Below are 18,759 nucleotides of genomic sequence, written 5' to 3'. Positions count from 1 at the left end.
TATGTCCGGACATATTGGAGCGTATTATGTCCGGACATATCTCTCAAGCGATGTTTACCCTTAAACTGTCGGCGACGACTGATTTGCCGAGAAAATGAACAGACCCCATTTTGCTGAGATTGCGCGTGACCTCACCGAAGGCATCGCATCCGGCCGCTTCCCGGTTGGCTCGTATCTGCCAACTGAGCTTGAATTGCGCGATCTGTACAAGACGAGCCGGCATACGATCCGCGCGGCATTGCATGAACTACAGCAACTCGGCTTCGTATCCCGCCGCAAGAACGCGGGGACACGCGTCGAGTCGGCGCAGCCAAAGAACGACTTCCGACCGTCACTCTCGTCGGTCGAAGATCTTGTCCAGTTCGGCTCGGAAAATTGGCGCGTTGTGCAGTCGGTCGAGGAGCTTGCGGTTGGGAGCAAGCTCGCGAAGGTGCTGAAGTGTGACGAGGGCGCACACTGGTTGCGTATTTCTAGCCTGCGGGTCGAACGCGACTCGACGCGTCCGCCAATTGGCTGGACGGATGTCTATATCGATCCAGGCTATGCCGAAATTGTCGAGACGGCTCGCCGTGAGCCGGATACGCTAATTAGTTCATTGATCGAAGCGCGCTACGGGCGATGCGTGGCGGAGATTCAGCAGAACATTCAGGCAGTGAACGTTTTACCGGAAATGGCTTTGCGGCTGAAGATCCCAGCGGGAACGGCGGCGCTCGAAATCGTGCGGCGCTATATCGATTCGGGGGGGATTGCATTTGAAATCTCAATCAGCATTCACCCGGCCGAGCGATTTTCGATGTCAATGAAGTTGAAACGGTCCGACAGTTGAATTGGCGGGCTGCCAGAAAACTCCATTCACGGTCAGTGTCTTCACTTCTAGCCAAAAGAGAGCTCACTTACCTAATGGCAATGCGAAGCGCCACGTACTCGGCCAAGTCCCCTTTCAGCCCCACTGGCGGCGCTAGCTCAAATCAACCACTTCTCGATGCCAAGTTTAATTGAAAATGCTTCAGTGGCGAGTATTGAGTGGTGAATTAGATAAATGGCATCACCACTAGGCCGACGTCATTGTGCGATCAGTCCTTTTTTTCGATGCCCTTCAACGCATTCACAATTTCTTGCGCGGCTGCCTGTAGTTCAGGTACGAAGCGCCGGATCGCTTCTGCCGACGTTATCGCCTTCGATAGATAAATGACATTCAGGCTGCCGAGCACGTGTCCATGCGCAGCTATTGCCACCGCAACCGCGCCGATCTTCTTCTGCGCGCCCCAGTCGCTCGCGTTGAGCCCGAACCCGTCCGCGCGCGTCTGACGAATCAGGTTTGCGACATAAGTGTCGTCGAATGCGAGGCGGCGCTGTTCCTCGTCGTCGGAATTCGCACGCAGCAGCGCGAGGATGTCTTCGCGTTCGGCATCGGGGCAGGCCGCGAAGTACGCGCGACCGGCCGCTGTTTGCAGCATCGGCAGCCGGCGGCCGACCATCGACCGGTGAAACGACAGCGGGCTGAAACGGTGCGTGGTCTCGCGAATGATCATGGCATCGCCGTCGGGTGTGGTCAGGTCCGACGGCCACACGACACGCTGCGTGAGCTGCGCCATCACCGGCGGCGCGACCGTCGAAATCCATTCGTCATCCGTAAAGCCTTCGCTCAGCGCGCGCACGCCGAGCGTTAGCCGGAAGCTGTCGTCGGACGGGCTGCGCCGCACGCAGCCCTCGACGACGAGCGTCTCCAGCAGCCGCCGCACGGTGGTCCGGTGCAGCCCGGTGGCCTCGCTGATCTGCTGGCTCGTCGCCCGGCCGTGCTCCATCGCGTTGAGCGCGCGCAGTACCTGCAGCCCGCGTGCGAGCCCGCGCACGCTGGTGTATTTCGACACAATAAATCCCTTATAAATCAATGATGTGCGCCAGATGCACGTTTCGCTCAAATTGTTGAGGCGCGCTCTTGCGCTCCTTAGACTTTGTTCGAAACCGGATACCCGGGCGGCGAAGAAGGCACGGAGGATGGCGTCGGCGAAGACTCGTTCATCGTAGCAGAGGCCGATTTGCCGCGGCGCTGGCGGCATGTGCGCCGTTGCGCAAGGGCACCGGCCGGAAAGTGGAGACGCGCGGCGCAAGCCGCGCCGCAAAGGAGACAGACATGCCTGCACAATACGAGGCTGCGCCGGCACCGGCCAGTCCCAACGTCATCGCGACCGACGTCGCAATCATCGGTGCCGGCCCGGTCGGCCTGATGATTGCGAACCTGCTGGGCCAGCAGGGCGTCGGCACGGTCATTATCGAGAAACTCGAGCAGATCATCGACTACCCGCGCGCGATCGGCCTCGACGACGAGGCGCTGCGCGTATTCCAGACCGTCGGCCTCGCCGATGCGCTGCTGCCGCACACGACCCCCGATCACTGGATGCGCTTCGTCACCGGCAGCGGGCATTGCTTCGCGTCGATCGAGCCGCGCACCGACGAATTCGGCTGGTCGCGCCGCAACGCATTCATCCAGCCGCTCGCGGACCGCGTGCTGTACGACGGCCTGAAGCGCTTCGCGCACGTCGACGTGCTGTTCGGGCACAGTGTCGACACGTTCGCGCAGGACCGCGACGGCGTGACCATCGACATCGTCGACGCGCACGGCGCGAAGATGACCGTGCGCGCCGCGTACCTGGTCGGCGCCGATGGCGGCAACAGCTTCGTGCGGCGCGCGCTCAACGTGCCATTCGAAGGCCGCACGAAACCGAACCAGTGGATCGTCGTCGACGTGCGCAACGACCCGCTCGGCTCGCCGCACGTGTACTTGCACTGCGACGCGGAACGGCCTTACGTGTCGGCCGCGCTGCCGCACGGGATCCGCCGCTTCGAGTTCATGGTGATGCCCGGCGAGACCGAGGAGCAACTGTCGCGCCCGGAGAACCTCGCCGCGCTGATCCGCAAGGTGGTCGCCGATCCGGACAAGGTCGACTATATCCGCAAGCGCGTGTACACGCACAACGCGCGGCTCGCGCGCCGCTTCGACATCGGCCGCGTGCTGCTCGCGGGCGATGCCGCGCACATCATGCCGGTCTGGCAGGGGCAGGGCTACAACAGCGGGATTCGCGACGCGAGCAATCTCGGCTGGAAGCTCGCGATGGTCGCGAAGGGGCTGGCGCGGCCTGAGCTGCTCGAGAGCTATACGCTCGAACGGCGCGACCATGCGCGTTCGATGATTCACCTGTCGGAAGTGGCCGGCGACATCTTCGCACCGACGACGCGGTTCGGCCGCGTAGTGCGAGACGGCTTCGTGCGTGCGCTCGGTGCGGTGCCGTCCGCGAAGCGCTACTTCGTCGAGATGCGCTTCAAGCCGATGCCGCGCTACGAGGCCGGCGTCGTGATGTTGCCGCAACGCACGCGCGAAGGCGGCGTGCTCGCGCGGCTGCTCGAACGTGCGGGCGGCAGCGCGCCGGGGCGGCTGCTCGGCCTGATGAGTCAGAAGCGCGGTTCGTGGTTCGGGCAGCTCGTCTACGGCCGCGACACGTTCGGCCAGTCACCGGTCGGCCGGATGTTCATCCAGCCGCGCGTGCGCATGCCCGACGGCCGCACGGTGCGGCTCGACGACGCGATCGGCAACCGCTTCGCGGTGATAGGCTGGGGCAGCGACCCGACATTCGGCCTCACCGACGCGGCGCGCGCGGTGTGGGAACGGCTCGGCGCGTGCTTCGTTCTCGCGAAGCCGGACGCGCAACTCGACTATGCAGCCGATGTGCCCGACGGTGTGGTCGCGATCGGCGATACGACGGGCCGCCTGAAGGACTGGTTCAGCCGGATCCCGCAGTCGGTCGTGCTGCTGCGGCCGGACCGTTTCGTCGCGGGCGTCTGCGCGCCGCAGCAAGTATCGGATGCGATCGTCGAACTGGCGTCGCTGCTGCACCTGACGGACAGCGTGCCGACCATGAGGCCGGCGCAGGCCGACGGGGGCGCGCATGCCGCGGCCGCTCAGCCGGCGGGAGCGTGACATGCCGATCCAGCTCGAATGCCTGTCCCATACGCCGCTGCACGGCTACTTCGATCCGGCGCCGGAGGTAGTCGCCGAAGTCGAACGCGTGCAGGCCGCAGCCCGCGCGCGCGTCGAAGCGTTCAATCCCGAATGCATCGTGCTGTTCGCGCCTGATCATTACAACGGTTTCTTCTACGACCTGATGCCGCCGTTCTGCATCGGCATCGCCGCGGAATCGGTCGGCGACTACCGGAGCCTCGCGGGGCCGCTGAACGTGCCGGCCGTGCTCGCCCGCGAGCTGGCCCAGGCCGTGCTCGACAGCGACGTTGACGTGTCGGTGTCGTACCGGATGCAGATTGATCACGGTTTCGCCCAGGCGCTCGACGTGCTGACAGGCGGCCTCGACCGCTATCCGGTGGTTCCCGTGTTCGTGAACTCGGTCGCGGCGCCGATGGCAACGTTGCGCCGCGCAAGGCTGCTCGGCGACGCGATCGGCCGCTTCATCGCGCGTACCGGCAAGCGCGTGCTCGTGGTCGGTTCGGGCGGCATCTCGCACGAGCCGCCGGTGCCGGAACTGGCGACCGCGAGCCCCGAGATGGCCGAGCGGCTGATCGCCGGCCGCAACCCGGATGCCGATGCGCGTGCCGCGCGCGAGGCGCGCACGGTCGCCGCCGCGCGTGCGTTCGCGGCAGGCGATAGCCCGCTGCACGCGCTCAATCCCGAATGGGACCAGGCGTTTCTCGACGTGCTCGAGCGCGGCGAACTGAAGGCCGTCGACGGGATGACCAACGACGCGATCACGCGCGACGGCGGCAAGTCCGCGCACGAGATTCGCGCGTGGGTTGCGGCGTTCGCGGCGCTGGCGGCCGCGGGCCCGTATCACGTGGTGCGGGACTTCTACCGCCCGATTCCCGAATGGATCGCGGGCTTCGCCGCAATGCATGGCTGGTCTGCGGGAGACGCCGCGGCGCAATCGAATCGATCAAATGAAATGGAGTGACGAAATGCTGACCCAACCCCACATCGATGCGCTGGCCGCCCGGCTGCGCGATGCGGAACGCGAACGCACCCCAATCTATCCGCTGCGCGCGGAGATCGGCGAACAGAACGCCGACGACGCCTATGCGATCCAGCAGGCGAACGCCGCGCTGCGATGCGAACGCGTGGTCGGCCGCAAGATCGGCCTGACCTCGCTCGCGGTGCAGAAACAACTCGGCGTCGAACAGCCCGATTTCGGCACGCTGTTCGCATCGATGGCCTACGGCGATGCCGAACAGATGAGCCTTTCGCAGCTGATCCAGCCGAAGGTCGAAGCGGAAATCGCGCTCGTGCTCGAACACGATCTGGTGCACGAGAAGCACACGTTCGCCGACCTGCAGCGCGCGACCGCGTATGCGCTCGCGGCGATCGAAGTGGTCGACAGCCGGATCAAGGACTGGAACATCCGCTTCGTCGATACCGTTGCGGACAACGCGTCGAGTGCGCTGTTTGTACTCGGCAGCCGGCCCGTGCCGCTGAAGGACGTCGATCTCTGGGGCTGCGAGATGACGCTCGCGTCGGACGGCGAAGTGCTGTCGCGCGGCAGCGGCGCCGCGTGCCTTGGCAACCCGCTGAACGCGGCCGCGTGGCTCGCTGACCGGATGGTGCGGCACGGCACGCCGCTGCGCGCGGGCGACGTGATCCTGACCGGTGCGCTTGGTCCGATGGTCGCGGTCAAGCAGCCCGGCACGTTCACCGCGCAGATCGCCGGCCTCGGCAGCGTGCGCGCCACCTTCATCGATTGAGGATTTCCATGAGCGTTCAGAAACTCAAGGCCGCGATCATTGGCTCGGGCAATATTGGCACCGACCTGATGATCAAGATTATGCGGCATGCGAAGCATCTCGAAGTTGCCGCGATGGTCGGGATCGATCCGGCGTCCGACGGACTCGCGCGCGCGGCGCGCCTCGGCGTCGCGACGACGCACGAAGGCGTCGAAGGTCTCGCACGGCTGCCAGTGTTCGACGACATCGACTTCGTGTTCGATGCGACGTCGGCCGGCGCGCACGTGAAGAACGACGCGTACCTGCGCGCGCTGAAGCCCGGCATCCGCTGCATCGACCTGACACCCGCGGCGATCGGCCCGTACTGCGTGCCGGTCGTCAACCTCGACGCGCATCTCGATGCGCCGAACGTGAATATGGTGACCTGCGGCGGGCAAGCGACGATTCCAATGGTCGCGGCCGTGTCGCGCGTCGCGAAGGCGCATTACGCGGAGATCGTCGCGTCGATCAGCAGCAAGTCGGCCGGGCCCGGCACACGCGCGAACATCGACGAATTCACCGAGACGACGTCGAAAGCGATCGAGGCGGTCGGCGGCGCCGCGCACGGCAAGGCGATCATCATCCTGAACCCGGCTGAGCCGCCGGTGATGATGCGCGACACCGTGTACGTGCTGTCCGAGCCGGCCGACCAGGCGAAGATCGCCGCATCCGTCGAAGAAATGGCGCGCGCGGTGCAGGCGTACGTGCCTGGCTACCGGCTGAAGCAGGCCGTGCAGTTCGACGAGATTCTGGCATCCGCGCCGCTGAACATCCCGGGCCTCGGCCGCGTGAGCGGGCTGAAGACATCGATCTTCATCGAGGTCGAAGGCGCCGCGCATTACTTGCCCGCCTATGCCGGCAACCTCGACATCATGACGTCCGCCGCGCTCGCGACCGCCGAGCGCATGGCGCAGTCGCTGCAACGCGTGAGCGCATAAGGAAGATTCCCGATGAGCAAGAAACTCTATATCTCCGACGTTACACTGCGCGATGGCAGCCATGCGATCCGGCATCAGTACTCAATCCGGAACGTGCAGGACATCGCACGCGCGCTGGACCACGCGAAGGTCGACAGCATCGAAGTCGCGCACGGCGACGGCCTGCAAGGGTCGAGCTTCAACTACGGCTTCGGCGCACACAGCGATCTCGAATGGATCGAGGCAGTGGCCGACGTCGTCGAGCACGCGAAGATCGCGACATTGCTGCTGCCCGGCATCGGCACGATCCACGACCTGAAGGCCGCCTACGACGCCGGTGCACGCGTCGTGCGTGTCGCGACGCATTGCACGGAAGCGGACATCTCGAAGCAGCACATCGAATATGCACGCGAACTCGGCATGGACACGGTCGGCTTCCTGATGATGAGCCACATGACGACACCGGCAGACCTGGCCGTCGAGGCGAAGAAGATGGAGAGCTACGGCGCGACCTGCATCTACGTCGTCGATTCTGGCGGCGCGCTCAACATGAACGACGTGCGCGACCGCTTCCGCGCGATCAAGGCCGCGCTGAAGCCGGACACGCAGACAGGCATCCATGCGCACCACAACCTGAGCCTCGGGGTCGCGAATTCGATCGTCGCAGTCGAGGAAGGCTGCGACCGCGTCGATGCGAGCCTCGCCGGCATGGGCGCTGGCGCCGGCAATGCGCCGCTCGAGGTGTTCGTCGCGGCGGCCGAGCGCATGGGCTGGAACCACGGCACGGATCTGTACACGTTGATGGACGCAGCCGACGACATCGTGCGTCCGCTGCAGGACCGTCCGGTGCGCGTGGACCGCGAGACACTCGCGCTCGGCTATGCGGGCGTGTATTCGAGCTTCCTGCGCCACTCGGAGGCGGCCGCGAACAAGTATGGACTGAAGACGGTGGACATACTCGTCGAGCTCGGCAAGCGCCGAATGGTCGGTGGGCAGGAGGACATGATCGTCGACGTCGCGCTCGACCTGAAGCGCGCGCACGGCTGACCCCGTGAGGGGCCGAGGCGGCGGGCCCTTCGGCTTGTTTTCGGAGACCGCCGCACCTTCATCGACATCGCCACAAAGAGCGATGCACATCACATTGGAGACTGTTCATGAAGACGTCGAAACACGGCCACGCTGGCGGAGCACGCACGATCGGCTTATGCCTGCTTGTCGCGTTGCTGGAAGGGCTGGACTTGCAGTCGGCCGGCATCGCCGCGCCACGGATGGCGCATGAATTCGTGCTCGGCGCCGCACAGATGGCCTGGGCATTCGGGATCGGCGCACTCGGCCTGCTGCCCGGCGCGGCGCTCGGTGGGCGGCTCGCCGACCGGCTCGGCCGCAAGCACGTGCTGATGGTGTCAGTCGCTCTGTTCGGTGTGTTCTCGCTGGCGACCACCCAGGTGTGGAGCTTCGAGAGCCTGCTCGCCGCGCGCTTCGTGACTGGCCTCGGGCTCGGCGCAGCGATGCCGAACCTGATCGCACTGTGCTCCGAAGCGGCGCTGCCGCAGCAGCGCAGTACGGCGGTTGGCGCGATGTATTGCGGAATGCCGTTCGGTGCGGCGCTCGGCGCGGCCATCGGAGTTATCAGTACCGAACCGGCCGGCTGGCGGCATGTGTTTTACGTCGGCGGGATTGGGCCATTACTGGTATTGCCACTACTCGCGCTGTGGTTGAACGAGTCGGCACAGTTCGTCGAGACGCGCACGGATCGGGCGCAGGCGGCCGACGCGAGTGTGGCGCATGCATTGTGGGGCGAAAGTCGCGCGGCGACGACGGCCGCGCTGTGGGCGAGCTACCTCGGCACACTCGTCGTGCTGTATTTCCTGATGAACTGGTTGCCGTCGATGGTGATGATGCGCGGCCTCACGCATGCGCAGTCGAGCTTCGTGCAGGTGATGTTCAACGTCGGTGGCGGGCTCGGCGCGATCGGCATCGCAAGCCTGATGGACCGTATCGGGCGGCGCCCTACGGTGGTCGGCATGTATGTCGGAATCGTATGCGCGCTCGCGCTGATGACCGGCGCGCGCGATGCTGCGTGGCTTGCTGGCGGCGCGCTGATGTGCGGGATGTTCCTGATCGGTGCGCAGTCCGTGCTGTATGCGCTCGCAAGCGCGATCTATCCGACGCGCATGCGCGGCACGGGCGTCGGAGCGGCGGTCGCCGTCGGGCGGGTTGGCTCGATCCTCGGGCCGTTCGTGGCCGGGCAGCTGCTCGCGCTCGGCGAGAGCACGACGATGCTGATGGCGTCGAGCATTCCGCTCGTCGTCGTCGCGGCGCTGTCCGCACTGACGGTGGTCGCGCGCAATCGTGCGGGAGGTCCCGTGCTGGCGGCCGAGTAGGGGATTATCTTTCCAGGGCGACGCGGATGCGGCATGCCGCTTCGCGCTTTCCAGCGGCGGATGCGCGCGTGCATTCGCGTGATCGATGCATTAACGAATGAGGTTCAACATGACGCAACAGGGACACACATTGACGGAAGAAAGCACGAGCCGGTTCGTGCAGGTGACGGTCGGCGAGCACGACCTGAAGTTGCACTACAACGACGCGGGGCGGGGCCGCGAAACAGTCGTGATGCTGCACGGCTCCGGGCCCGGCGCGAGCGGCTGGGCGAATTTCCATCGCAACGTCGGCGCGTTCGTCGATGCGGGCTACCGCGTCGTGCTGCTCGACTGCCCGGGCTGGAGCAAGAGCGACACGATCATCAACACTGGCTCGCGCTCCGAGCTGAACGCGCGCGCGCTGAAGGCGCTGCTTGATGCGCTCGGCATCGAACGCGTGCACATCATCGGCAACTCGATGGGAGGCCACAGCGCGGTCGCGTTCGCACTGCTGTATCCACATCAGGTCGGCAGGCTCGTCCTGATGGGCGGCGGCACCGGCGGCCCGAGCCAGTTCGTGCCGATGCCGACCGAGGGCATCAAGCTGCTTCAGAAGGTGTACCGCGAGCCGACGCTTGACAACCTGAAGCAGATGCTGAACATCTTCGTGTACGACACAAGTAGCCTGACCGACGAACTGCTGCAGACACGTCTCGCGAACATCCTCGCGCGCCGTGACCATCTCGAGAATTTCGTGAGGAGCCTAGCGGCGAATCCGAAGCAGTTCACTGACTACGGTCCACGCCTCGGCGAGATCGCTGCGCCGACGCTCGTGATTTGGGGGAGGGACGACCGCTTCGTGCCGCTCGATACCGGCCTGCGTCTCGTATGGGGGATGCCAAACGCCGAGATGCACGTGTTCAGCCGCTGCGGCCATTGGGCGCAGTGGGAGCACGCAGGGAAGTTCAATCGGATGGTGCTCGAATTTTTGGCAGCATGAACCTCGATTTACGGAACTTCCCTTAGGTGCACCGCCGCTTACACCGTCTGCGTGACCTTACGTAGCTGCGTACAGTTGCGCAAAGTCAGCACCGCCGTGACGAGGATGGACGACGCGAACTGCGAGCGACCAAGACCAAGGATGAATGTTCCAGTTACACGCCATCCAGCGGTCTTGGCGTATGAGACCATCGGCGCGATCGAAGCACCGCCGCTCATATCGGCGGATGTTCGCGTCGCTGCTCAGTAAGCGATCAGGTAATGACGCCCCTCTATGAATGGAGCTTCTTGGAGAGTCTCTGGCCGTCCCTCAAGAAACCATGTCGCTCGTAGAAGTGATGAGCAGCCGGTCGATGGTCGCCGCTCGTCACTTCCAACTTTACACATCCGACCTGCCTAAACCAGTGTTCTGCAGCGTCAATCAGTGCGCTACCAACTCCGTTTCCCCGATATCGCTCGTCGACGACCATGCTAGTTATGCGCCCGAGATTGCCCGCCGCGTGTAAGAGAGGTAGTGCGTGGAGGCTGATACTGCCGATGACTTGTTCTCGCACTGATGCCACAATGATTTTGTCCACCGGGCTCGGACGCATCGCTTCAATCCTCTCGAGGACTAGCGCTGGAGTTGTCTGGTAGCCGAGTTGCTGCAGCAAGAGCGCGATTGTTGCGTGATCCGATGATCGCGATTCACGGATGAGAATGTCCGATGACTTCATCACGTACAGTGCTCCAAGGTAAAAGATCTTCGTAGTCGCTGAGAGTTGTTGCCTTCGGTAATGCCCTAAACAGCGAGACGAGATAGCGATACGGATCGATGCCATTCGCCTTGCACGTTTCCACGAGGGAGTACAGATTGGCGCTGGCCTGCGCGCCGGCAACCGTATCGGAGAACAACCAGCCCTTGCGGCCGACGACGAACGGTCGGATCGCGTTCTCACACAGGTTGTTCGAGATCGGCCAGTTGCCGTGACCGACGTATCGAACCAGTTTGGGCCACTGTCCGCTCATGTACTGCAATGCCCTGCCGAGCAGACTCGACGGCACGACGCCCGGCAGATGCTCGACCAGCATGCGCTCGATGATGGCGAGCACGCGGGCGCTGTACCGGGTACGCAGTCGCTGCCGGCGTTCAGACTTCCACTTCGCGCTGCGCGCCTCGGCCGCGAACAGCTTGCCGATCAGCACGACGAAGCGCGTGGCCAGCAGATCAGGCGAGCGTGCAGCCTTCGGCACCGACTCCTCGGCCTTGATGAAGCCGCGGCGCACGTGTGCCCAGCATCCGAGATGCACGAGCTGGTGATCGTGGGCGATGCCGTTGTAGAGCTCGTACCCGTCAGTCATCAGCACGGTGCCAGGCTGCACGCCGGCATAGAGCTTCTGCGCATGCTGGGCGCCGCGTCCCGGCGAGTACGAGAACATTCGCACGGGCGGCCCCGATCCGTTGACCTGCGCCCATAGGTAACTCTTCGCCTGCGGCCTGCGTCCTGGCTCCTTCAGCACCTGGAACGTTGTCTCATCACCGTAGATCAGGTCCGATTCGAGCAGCGCGTCGCGCATCAGGTTGATCACCGGCTGCGTGGCCAGGCCCACCCGAACCACGCTGGCGGCCAGCGTGTTCGACGAGATGTCGCCGCCGAAGCGACGCAGCAGCGTGGCCTGGCGATACAGCGGCATACCGTACTGGTACTTGCCGGTGATGATCCACGCCAGCGCGGATTCCGTGAGCAGCCCGCGAGGAACGATGCGCGCCGGTGCGGGCGTCACCTTGATGCCGAGGTCGCAGCACGGGCATGCGTACTTGACCCGCTGGTGCTGAACGACGCGCACCTGCTCGGGAATCACGTCGAGCTGTTCGCTCGTTTCCACGCCGATCTCGACGAGAGCATGGCCATCATGCGCGCAGAACCGTTCGGACTCGGGCAACTCGTGCCGCACGACCTCGCGCGGCAGGTTCGGATCGAGTGGTTTGCGCCCGCGCTTGCCTCGCGTGTGGGCGGCCACCGATGTGCCGGGCATATCCTCGCGCGCGGGCACGTCGGTAGTCGTCGCCAGCGCCTCGGCTTCGTTGAACAGACCGAGCTGGTCGGCATGGCGCGCTTCGCTCGATGCGCCGAACAGTTCGTGCTTGTAGGCCCGCAGTTTCTCCTCGGCCAGATCGCGCTGAGCCGTCACGAGTCGAAGCTCACCGCGCAGCGCATCGCGTTCGGCGAGCAGTGCCTGGTATTCCTCAACACTCGGCATGACGGGGCTGTTCGGCATGGCCGATTAGACCATGTCACCCGCGTGGTGTTCAGCTCATCCGCGCGTAATATCGCCGGGGATGCTTCTGGATCACGGCCAGGTCGATGCCGTCGAGCAGCCAATGCAACTGCTCAACGCTGAGCGTGATCGTGTCGCCCCCGTTCGGCCAGACGAAGCGGTCGGCTTCGAGGCGCTTGAGCAGCAACCAGAAGCCGTTGCCGCCCCAGCCGAGAATCTTGATGCGATCGCGACGGCGGTTGCCGAACACGAACAGTGCCGAGGTCATCAGGTTCAGGCGCATTGCCTGTTCGACCAGGATCGACAATCCGTTGATGCCCATGCGGAAGTCGACCGGATCGCGATGCAGGTAGACCTTCAGCCCTTCGTCGAACCGGAACACGGCAGCCTCCCGAGCATCTGGATCACCGTGGCCAGCTCATCGACACTCGCCTCGCCAAGATCAAATTCGACGCCGTTGGGTAGTCGCACATGCAACGCGATTGCCATCAGCGACTCAGGCGAATGCGGTGGTGACGGCTGCTGTGGCGCCGACACCACCGACACAAATGCAGACGGTGGCTCGGGTGAGGGATAACGGGACGTTGGTCCTGGAATATCAATGGGTACGCCGTCGGCCATAACCTCATCGGCCACTGGCCGTGCAAGTTGCCGTTGTTGATGACTCGCGATCCATTTACGCAACTGGTTCGGATTGACGTCGTGATCCATCGCCGTGCGAGCAATCGACACGCCAGGTCGCAAGCACAGCTCGACCAACTCCTGCCGCGCTGCTTCATCAAATTCGCGTCGACCATCTCGCTTGCGGCCAACTACCAGTCTGTTTCGAAGATTCGGTTGCTCTGTCATTAAGGTCTGAGTGCAGGTGTCCACGCGGACACGTAGCTTCTGACCTCCCGACCCTCATGAGAAGGGCGCTATTTATTGACCGCTTACGCTGCTCAAGCACCAGACGCACTGCGCACGCCCGGAATGTCAGAAGCGACAACTCTGTGTTTGTTTTTTCATTCGGCGCAACGACGACAAGACGGCGCAATGGTGCCAGCGAGCGCTCAGCTATGGTCATTCCAACACTGGAGTGGGTCGTGAGCGAAAATCTGCTTGTATTTTCCGCTGAAGAACAGCAACGGTGGTCCATCTCTTTCGGTCAGTGTTTCGACGTCGGCAGTGTAGATTAGGTGGTCGCCGCCTACATGGACCGCGTTGACCCGCGCGGCGATCTGCACCAATGCGTTCCGGATAACGACCACGTTCCCGGTGACCTGAAACGGGTCACTCAGGCCATCTTGTGGTTTCCCGCCGAAATGGCGACTAAGCTCTTCTTGATCTTCGCTGAGGATACTTACTCCAAACAATTCACCGATTCCCACAGATTGGGCGAAACGCGACTGTGTGCGTACGGAAACGAGAATCATCGGAGGATCGACGGAGAGCGACATGAATGCGTTTGCAGTCATGCCGGCGCTTGCCTCCTGGTGACGAAATGAGATGATGGTTACCCCAGTGGCGAATTTCCCCATGGCTTGGCGAAAGCGCGTTACGTCCAAGTTGATAGCTGTGGTCATGGCTCAGATCAGTGGTGTGTCGGGGACTTGTCCGCAGGCAAGGCGTCCGAAGGTTTCGAAGTTCGTCGTCGGGGTAACAATGCCGTGCAGCGAAGCGACGCGAGCATCGTGCCAAATTCGCGAAAACGGATTGCCATGCGATGCAAGCGATCCACCCGAAGCGGTTGCCAGCAAATCAACCGCTTCCCAGATGAGTTTTTCTGCTAGGCCTACATCACGGCGAACCCTGGCTCGGTCGATATGCGCCATGTATCGAGCCGATGCGGCGCACGCTTCGAGGGTGTTCACTTGCTTTTCGATAATCGTGCGCGCGGCATCTAACTTGGCCGATGCTTCGCCAACCTGAAGATGCGTAACGGCGGCTTCGATTTGGTTCACGTACCACGTGTACTGAATCCCGCGTCGCGGCAGAAGTTCGAGGAATGTGTCGAGCGCATTGCGGGCAATGCCGAGCGCTGGAAAAACCAGAATGATCGATAGCATAGGAATGCAAGCGATGCGGTATAGGGCATCTGAGGGAGCGTGCCTGCTGACATAGTTACCCTCAATTTGCTCATTCATCGATACCACATGCGTGTCCGGAACGAACAGGTTCGAGACGCGTACGCTCGTACTGCCGGTTCCTCGCAATCCCATGACATTCCAATCGTCAAGCGTGTTCACGTCGCTCGCGCGGACCAGTGCTACGCCCTGGTCGATGACTTTTCCGTCGCGGTTGACGATCGGAATTCCAAGCAAATCCCAGTTTGCGTGATAGATCCCGGAATTGAATCCCCAGATGCCCTCCTCGATGATGTAGCCGCCCGCGACTTTTTTTACCGTCGCCTTGCGTGGTGAGAGTACCCCTACCACGCGCGCGCGCGTCGCACCGCCGAAGACCTCGTCGGTGACGTCTTTGTCGAAGAACGCAGCGACGCCCCAGGTACTGACGTTCGTTAGCGCCACGACCCACGCCGCCGATGCGTCGCCGCGGCCGAGTTCGGCGACAACTTCGAGGAACGTTCGTAGTGACGTCTGCTTGCCGCCGTAGCGTTGCGGTGTAGTGAGCCCAAACAGGCCTGCTGCGTCGAGGTCATCGATAGTTTCCTGCGGCAAGCGAGCCAATTTATCTACTGTGCTTGTGCGCTGCTTCAGAGCCGGCACAATAGCGGCCGCCGCAGCAACCAGTTCTTCATCGATTTCAAAGGTAATCGGTGCATTCATATTTTATTCTCCTCCGATGGGAGAGTCGGTCAATAGCGATGCCGTTGATCATGACGGGTTCGGTGGGCGTCGGTTCAGCGAATTGCTTCTTAAAACAAGGTATGAATACCCACTCTGGCAATTGCTTGATTTGACGTACTAGAGGATCCATTTGCATCAGTAATCCCATTAATCGATGCATGAGCCCCGGAATTTGCACGTTGATAGATGCATTCTGCATAGACGATGGTTCGCTTGGAAAGCGCGTAGCTGAGAAGGGCACCGAACTGGTGTGCGTGGTTGTTATCTAGTTCCTCGTTTCCTTTCATATAGATATAATTCGCACCGAACGACCATTCCGGCGCAATTTGCCAGTTGCCGCCCAATTGTCCTGCATAGGCGTAAGCACCGTTGAACGCGTTGCGTACGGTCACAAAATTTCCCGTGACTAGAATCGGACCAATTACGTAGTGCGCGCCGAGTCCCCAGTTCCGGATTGAAATTTGCGGTGAGCCCCCGACTGTCCCGGGATACTTGTGTTCAGTGAATGCTGCGCTGATGCCAAAAGGCCCGGCGTCATAGTTGACCCCGACGCTTTCGGCTGAGTTTGAGCCAAAAGATCCTGCGACTCCTCCGAACGAGTACAGAGCACCGACCGACAATCCTGCGAACTTAGGTGACTGATATTTGACTGCGTTTGGGACCGGCGTTCCACTTGTATTGCTCCAGTCGAACCAACCGGTCGGATTTCCGGGCAAATTCAGTTTCTGGAAGGGGCCAGCTGGGAAATTGTGGAGGCCGCCGGTTGGGAGGCCGGGACTGTTGCCAGCCGATGTTAGAGCGGTGAACATAAACTCATAGACATTCCCGAAAGTCAGGGTGCCGAGCCGCGCATCTTCGAGTCCGATATACGCGTTGCGTCCGAAGATGCCGGGCATTAGGATGTTTCCGGTACCGAGCTGGAATTGATCTTCGAGCTTGAAGATCGCTTTTGTTCCCCCGCCCAGATCTTCTATTCCTTGAAATCCCAGCAGATTTGGCGCGAACATGCCGTCTGCGAACTTTACGGTTGCATGACCGCCCTCGTTTGAGATGTACGAGATACCACTATCGATCATTCCGTAAACCGTTACGCTGCTTTGTGCGCTAGCCGATTGATTAAATAGTATTCCTAATGAGATTATTGAAAGAATTTTTCGCATCACCGTCTCCTGGATTCTCGTCTTTTTGTTAGGACTTTGCCGTCGGGGCAAAGTAGAAACGTGGCCGACCAGTTTGATAGGTCAGCTCGAATCGGTCAGTTAAAGCGTTGGTCAGGTCAGGCGAGGATCGGCTCGTCCGCAACCATATTCTCAATATGACCGAGTTGCTGGATATCAACGCGAACTACGTCACCTGGCTGGAGGAACTTGCCAAGGGCGATACCGACGTTCGCACATGTGCCAGTCGCGATGAGATCGCCTGGCTCAAGCGTCATGACCTGTGAGAGCTCATGGATCTGCTCCCAGATGTTGTAAATCATCTTGCCGGTATTAGTCTGCTGGCGAAGTTCGCCATTGACCCACAATTTCATCTCTAATGCGTGCGGATTCGGAACCTCATCGGCAGTAGTGATCCACGGACCGATTGGGCCGTGACTGTCGAAGGATTTTCCGAGCGTGAACGTAGGGCTCTTGAGTTGCCAGTCACGCGCTGAAACGTCGTTGGAAACGAAATAGCCGCCCACGACGTTGCGAGCCTCTTCGATACTGACGTATCGGCACCGGCGACCGATCACCACGCCGAGTTCAGCTTCATAGTCCATCTTGTCCGATACGCGAGGTTTGAAAATTGGATCGAATGGGCCTGTGAGGCAAGTCACCTGTTTGTTGAACCAGACCTGACTTTTCGGCATCGGAACGCCGGCACGCGCTGCCTCCTCGGCGTGGTCGTGATAATTCATTCCGATTGCAAGGTACTTCTGCGCGTCGGGAACAGGGCATTCAAGTCGTACATCCTCGAGCGGGGTGCCGTTTGACGAAGTTCCGACTGCTTTTTCAATCTCCGCGAGCAGCGGGGCGCCGGCCGACAGGAGTTCGCGGATCGTGGTCAACACCGGCGGCAGGAACGGCCCAAGATCGAAAACCTGTTGATCTCGAACCACCCCGATCATCGTTTGCCCGAGGTAGGTATAGCGTGCGAGTTTCATGAAAGTATCCGTATGTGATGTCACTAAATGACAGGGCGCCGTCGCGTAGCCCCACCGGACCGACTGTAGACGTCGCCGCATCGTGGTGAGGGTCAATTGCCTTGCCCGACTGACAGAGGTCCGATCGGTTTTAGAGCGTCAGACGTCCCACTTGCTTGCGGCCCGACCTCCTGTTCAGTTGTCGCCAACTGGTCTGCACGTGGCGGGTGGATGTCGGGATGTCTGAAGGATAGATTGCGTTATTATCGATAAACACTAGGGAAATCGATAATATGTTGGGGCGCAGCCTCGTTCCCGAGGTCGTAAGGAGGGGCTTAGGGTGTGCCGGCAGTGGGTGAGGGCTCGTTGCTGCGTGGCTTTCCTAGTCGGCTCAGTCCTTCCCTAGAGTGCGATTGCAGGCGGCCAAGTTGCCCCAAGGGAGGCGCCTTGGTATGACAGCTGGGCATGGTTGACCCCAGCGAACGGTTCGTCGGCACATACTGGATTTCCCTATTGAATATCGATAAAAATGAATTTAATCTACGAAAGTGGACGGCCGGTTGGGGACGTCGGAGTAAACCGCAACGTGGAGAGATTCGATGGCAGGGGTTACAGACATTGCTTTCGTCCGATATCAGGCTGTGGACCTAGATAGGATGGAGAGCTTTCTGCAGGACTTTGGGCTGCGGTGCAGCGCGAGGAGTGACCGGGCGCTGTATATGCGCGCTAACGGACGAGCGCATCACGTGCATATCACCGAGCTCGGCGAACAGAATGGGACGGTCGGCTTTGGCTTGTACGTGGAAAGCGAAAAGGCGCTCCACGAACTTGGGGAGCGGCTCGGGGCGGCAGTGGAGGACAATCCGGAGCCAGGCGGAGGCAAGCGGGTGCGCATAACCGATCCGGCGGGGTTTGTCGTTGATCTGATTTTCGGACAACAAACGCTCGAACCTTTGCCCCATCGTTCATCAATTTCGATGAATATTGGGACGCAGCGGACTCGATTCGGAGCAGCGATTCGTTTGACGCCTGAGCCGTCCCATGTATTGAGACTTGGGCACGTTGCATTGTTGGTACCGGACTTTCAGGCCAGTTTTACTTTTTACTCTGAAATTTTCGGCATGCGTCCGTCTGATATTTATTTCGCTGGAGCCGAGACGAATGAAGTCGCCGCGTTCATGCATTGTGGTTTGGGCGAAACTTGGACGGATCACCATACGGTGGCGATCATCGCTGCGTCGGACGGGCGAGCACGGTTCGATCATAGCGCATTCGAAGTGCTCGATCTCGATGACGTGATGCTAGGCGGCGAATATCTCAAAGCACGTGGCCGTCAGCACTCTTGGGGTGTCGGTCGGCACGTGCAGGGAAGCCAGATTTTCGACTACTGGCGCGATCCGTTCGGAAACAAAATCGAGCACTGGACTGATGGCGATCTCGTAAACGACACCACGCCAGTTGGTCGGTCCCAAGTATCGAGTAACGAGTTGCAGCAGTGGGCTCCGCCGTTATCGCCAGAGTTTTTCGAGTAGCGAGTAGCTCAAGCA

General features: G+C 61.5%; 18 protein-coding genes. 9 read left to right on the top strand and 9 right to left on the bottom strand.

Annotation, left to right across the window (positions count from 1 at the left end; genetic code table 11):
- The first annotated feature begins 94 nt into the window (after positions 1 to 94).
- On the top strand, positions 95 to 826 hold the full coding sequence (locus tag U5A56_RS31865) for a GntR family transcriptional regulator (RefSeq protein ID WP_321926460.1): 732 nt from the start codon (positions 95 to 97) through the stop codon (positions 824 to 826).
- Between the two features lie 247 nt (positions 827 to 1,073).
- On the opposite strand, the gene U5A56_RS31860 is transcribed toward U5A56_RS31865, so the two are convergent.
- Positions 1,074 to 1,871 carry a DNA-binding transcriptional regulator gene (locus tag U5A56_RS31860; protein WP_321926496.1) on the bottom strand — a complete coding sequence of 266 codons (798 nt, stop codon included), beginning with the start codon at positions 1,869 to 1,871 and terminating at the stop codon, positions 1,074 to 1,076.
- Between the two features lie 263 nt (positions 1,872 to 2,134).
- Here U5A56_RS31860 and U5A56_RS31855 point away from each other — a divergent pair, with 263 nt between their 5' ends.
- The 7 genes from U5A56_RS31855 (at position 2,135) to U5A56_RS31825 (ending at position 10,040) form a co-directional block, all read left to right on the top strand.
- Positions 2,135 to 3,976, top strand: coding sequence for a bifunctional 3-(3-hydroxy-phenyl)propionate/3-hydroxycinnamic acid hydroxylase (locus tag U5A56_RS31855; RefSeq protein WP_062884021.1), 1,842 nt, complete (start codon positions 2,135 to 2,137; stop codon positions 3,974 to 3,976).
- A 1-nt stretch (position 3,977) separates the two neighbouring features.
- Positions 3,978 to 4,958, top strand: coding sequence for a 3-carboxyethylcatechol 2,3-dioxygenase (locus U5A56_RS31850; RefSeq protein WP_062884022.1), 981 nt, complete (start codon positions 3,978 to 3,980; stop codon positions 4,956 to 4,958).
- Positions 4,959 to 4,962: 4 nt separating this feature from the next.
- Complete coding sequence (locus U5A56_RS31845) at positions 4,963 to 5,742, top strand: 2-keto-4-pentenoate hydratase (protein ID WP_062883947.1); 780 nt, start codon at positions 4,963 to 4,965, stop codon at positions 5,740 to 5,742.
- An 8-nt stretch (positions 5,743 to 5,750) separates the two neighbouring features.
- The gene (locus U5A56_RS31840) at positions 5,751 to 6,698 is read left to right on the top strand and encodes an acetaldehyde dehydrogenase (acetylating) (RefSeq protein WP_062883948.1); all 948 of its coding nucleotides are present in this window, start codon (positions 5,751 to 5,753) and stop codon (positions 6,696 to 6,698) included.
- Positions 6,699 to 6,710: 12 nt separating this feature from the next.
- Positions 6,711 to 7,724 (top strand): 4-hydroxy-2-oxovalerate aldolase, encoded by a 1,014-nt coding sequence (gene dmpG / locus U5A56_RS31835; protein WP_321926456.1) that lies wholly within the window; start codon positions 6,711 to 6,713, stop codon positions 7,722 to 7,724.
- A 107-nt stretch (positions 7,725 to 7,831) separates the two neighbouring features.
- Positions 7,832 to 9,061: a 3-(3-hydroxy-phenyl)propionate transporter MhpT gene (mhpT, locus tag U5A56_RS31830; RefSeq protein WP_321926454.1), complete on the top strand. Its 1,230-nt coding sequence runs from the start codon at positions 7,832 to 7,834 to the stop codon at positions 9,059 to 9,061.
- Positions 9,062 to 9,170: 109 nt separating this feature from the next.
- Positions 9,171 to 10,040 (top strand): alpha/beta fold hydrolase, encoded by an 870-nt coding sequence (locus U5A56_RS31825; RefSeq protein ID WP_321926452.1) that lies wholly within the window; start codon positions 9,171 to 9,173, stop codon positions 10,038 to 10,040.
- A gap of 271 nt (positions 10,041 to 10,311) precedes the next feature.
- Here the strand turns inward: U5A56_RS31825 and U5A56_RS31820 are convergent, their stop codons facing one another.
- The 8 genes from U5A56_RS31820 to U5A56_RS31785 form a co-directional block, all read right to left on the bottom strand.
- Entirely contained in the window at positions 10,312 to 10,632 is a 321-nt protein-coding gene (locus tag U5A56_RS31820; RefSeq protein WP_321926494.1) for a GNAT family N-acetyltransferase, read from the bottom strand.
- A gap of 94 nt (positions 10,633 to 10,726) precedes the next feature.
- Entirely contained in the window at positions 10,727 to 12,298 is a 1,572-nt protein-coding gene (tnpC, locus tag U5A56_RS31815) for an IS66 family transposase (protein ID WP_321926450.1), read from the bottom strand.
- 31 nt (positions 12,299 to 12,329) lie between these two features.
- Positions 12,330 to 12,680 (bottom strand): IS66 family insertion sequence element accessory protein TnpB, encoded by a 351-nt coding sequence (gene tnpB / locus U5A56_RS31810; RefSeq protein WP_257776135.1) that lies wholly within the window; start codon positions 12,678 to 12,680, stop codon positions 12,330 to 12,332.
- The gene (gene tnpA, locus U5A56_RS31805; RefSeq protein ID WP_321926446.1) at positions 12,656 to 13,147 is read right to left on the bottom strand and encodes an IS66-like element accessory protein TnpA; all 492 of its coding nucleotides are present in this window, start codon (positions 13,145 to 13,147) and stop codon (positions 12,656 to 12,658) included. Before tnpA ends, tnpB begins: the two co-directional genes overlap by 25 nt.
- Before the next feature lie 203 nt (positions 13,148 to 13,350).
- Entirely contained in the window at positions 13,351 to 13,863 is a 513-nt protein-coding gene (locus tag U5A56_RS31800) for a flavin reductase family protein (RefSeq protein ID WP_062883954.1), read from the bottom strand.
- A gap of 3 nt (positions 13,864 to 13,866) precedes the next feature.
- Entirely contained in the window at positions 13,867 to 15,066 is a 1,200-nt protein-coding gene (locus U5A56_RS31795; RefSeq protein ID WP_321926444.1) for an acyl-CoA dehydrogenase family protein, read from the bottom strand.
- A gap of 89 nt (positions 15,067 to 15,155) precedes the next feature.
- A complete protein-coding gene (locus U5A56_RS31790) occupies positions 15,156 to 16,247 on the bottom strand; it encodes a porin (protein ID WP_321926442.1) in 1,092 nt (363 codons plus the stop codon).
- 116 nt (positions 16,248 to 16,363) lie between these two features.
- Positions 16,364 to 17,233, bottom strand: a complete 870-nt coding sequence (locus U5A56_RS31785) for a fumarylacetoacetate hydrolase family protein (RefSeq protein WP_321926440.1) — start codon at positions 17,231 to 17,233, stop codon at positions 16,364 to 16,366.
- Positions 17,234 to 17,958: 725 nt separating this feature from the next.
- Here U5A56_RS31785 and U5A56_RS31780 point away from each other — a divergent pair.
- On the top strand, positions 17,959 to 18,744 hold the full coding sequence (locus U5A56_RS31780) for a VOC family protein (protein ID WP_321926438.1): 786 nt from the start codon (positions 17,959 to 17,961) through the stop codon (positions 18,742 to 18,744).
- Positions 18,745 to 18,759 lie beyond the last annotated feature (15 nt).

Origin of the sequence: Burkholderia sp. BCC1998, from assembly GCF_905339875.1 — a bacterium.
GTDB lineage: Bacteria > Pseudomonadota > Gammaproteobacteria > Burkholderiales > Burkholderiaceae > Burkholderia.
Note: the sequence above shows the minus strand (reverse complement) of the source record. Positions and strands in the feature narration are given on the sequence as shown.

Bases quoted from the DNA above. Each gene is read 5' to 3' on its own strand.
- U5A56_RS31865 (WP_321926460.1), top strand. From the start codon at position 95: ATGAACAGACCCCATTTTGCTGAGATTGCGCGTGACCTCACCGAAGGC.
- U5A56_RS31855 (WP_062884021.1), top strand. From the start codon at position 2,135: ATGCCTGCACAATACGAGGCTGCGCCGGCACCGGCCAGTCCCAACGTC.
- U5A56_RS31850 (WP_062884022.1), top strand. From the start codon at position 3,978: ATGCCGATCCAGCTCGAATGCCTGTCCCATACGCCGCTGCACGGCTAC.
- U5A56_RS31845 (WP_062883947.1), top strand. From the start codon at position 4,963: ATGCTGACCCAACCCCACATCGATGCGCTGGCCGCCCGGCTGCGCGAT.
- U5A56_RS31840 (WP_062883948.1), top strand. From the start codon at position 5,751: ATGAGCGTTCAGAAACTCAAGGCCGCGATCATTGGCTCGGGCAATATT.
- dmpG (WP_321926456.1), top strand. From the start codon at position 6,711: ATGAGCAAGAAACTCTATATCTCCGACGTTACACTGCGCGATGGCAGC.
- mhpT (WP_321926454.1), top strand. From the start codon at position 7,832: ATGAAGACGTCGAAACACGGCCACGCTGGCGGAGCACGCACGATCGGC.
- U5A56_RS31825 (WP_321926452.1), top strand. From the start codon at position 9,171: ATGACGCAACAGGGACACACATTGACGGAAGAAAGCACGAGCCGGTTC.
- U5A56_RS31820 (WP_321926494.1), bottom strand. From the start codon at position 10,632: ATGCGTCCGAGCCCGGTGGACAAAATCATTGTGGCATCAGTGCGAGAA.
- tnpC (WP_321926450.1), bottom strand. From the start codon at position 12,298: ATGCCGAACAGCCCCGTCATGCCGAGTGTTGAGGAATACCAGGCACTG.
- tnpA (WP_321926446.1), bottom strand. From the start codon at position 13,147: ATGACAGAGCAACCGAATCTTCGAAACAGACTGGTAGTTGGCCGCAAG.
- U5A56_RS31800 (WP_062883954.1), bottom strand. From the start codon at position 13,863: ATGACCACAGCTATCAACTTGGACGTAACGCGCTTTCGCCAAGCCATG.
- U5A56_RS31795 (WP_321926444.1), bottom strand. From the start codon at position 15,066: ATGAATGCACCGATTACCTTTGAAATCGATGAAGAACTGGTTGCTGCG.
- U5A56_RS31790 (WP_321926442.1), bottom strand. From the start codon at position 16,247: ATGCGAAAAATTCTTTCAATAATCTCATTAGGAATACTATTTAATCAA.
- U5A56_RS31785 (WP_321926440.1), bottom strand. From the start codon at position 17,233: ATGAAACTCGCACGCTATACCTACCTCGGGCAAACGATGATCGGGGTG.